Origin of the sequence: Burkholderia sp. JPY481 (genome assembly GCF_038900515.1) — a bacterium.
GTDB lineage: Bacteria > Pseudomonadota > Gammaproteobacteria > Burkholderiales > Burkholderiaceae > Paraburkholderia > Paraburkholderia youngii.
Genome location: NZ_JAYMRT010000112.1, coordinates 1 through 784, shown reverse-complemented (window position 1 = coordinate 784; position 784 = coordinate 1). Strand labels below are relative to the sequence as shown.

Here is a 784-nt window from a genome sequence, read left to right as displayed (position 1 = left end):
GGTTCAGGTAGCCACGCGCCACCCCCGCCCCGCCAATGTAGAGCTCCCCAGCCGCCCCGAACGGCACCGGCTCGCCATGACCGTCCAGCACGTACACCCGCGTGTTCGCAATCGGACGGCCGATCGGAACGTGCGTCGATACAGCGCATTCGCTCGGAATTTCGTAAAAGGTGCAACCCACAACCGTTTCGGTCGGCCCGTATTCATTCACCATCCTGGCGCCAGGCTGAACCCTGCGCCACAACTCGACTGTTGAATGCGACAGCGCTTCACCACCGATAACAAGCAGGTCAACCTGGCTGGCCATCGGGCCCGCCAGCAGCTGTTGTCCAAGCGCGTCCAGATGGCTCGGGGTAACGTTGACCAGCCCGCATGCCGAACTGGCCTGTACCTTTAGTCCCGCGACCTCATCGCGTTCCCGTACCAGCCGTGCATGACCACCGCAGATCAGCGGTGCAAACAGGCTGTTGATCGTCGCATCGAACGCCAGGGAAGAAGAAACGATCGAGGATGATCGTGGCGCGTAAGCTTCACAGGCCCACGCAAGATAATTGGCCACTCCACGATGTTCAACCATCACGCCCTTGGGCGTGCCGGTGGAGCCCGAGGTGTAGATCACATAGGCCAGATGGTGCGGACCCAGGCCCAGCGCGCGCGCATCCGGATCCGATGACGGCTGCCCGGCCCACGCCGGCGACTGCGCCTCCAGCTCCACCAGCCCCACCCCAGCGAGCGCCTCCGCGCCCAGCGCCGCACGCCCCGCCGCATCGGCCAGCACCAGCCG

At 64.9% G+C, this 784-nt stretch carries 1 protein-coding gene; it reads right to left on the bottom strand.

The features are described 5' to 3' along the window. Window positions 1-784, bottom strand: a 784-nt coding sequence (locus VSR82_RS39875) for an AMP-binding protein (RefSeq protein WP_498858913.1), incomplete at both ends; no start/stop codon positions are given.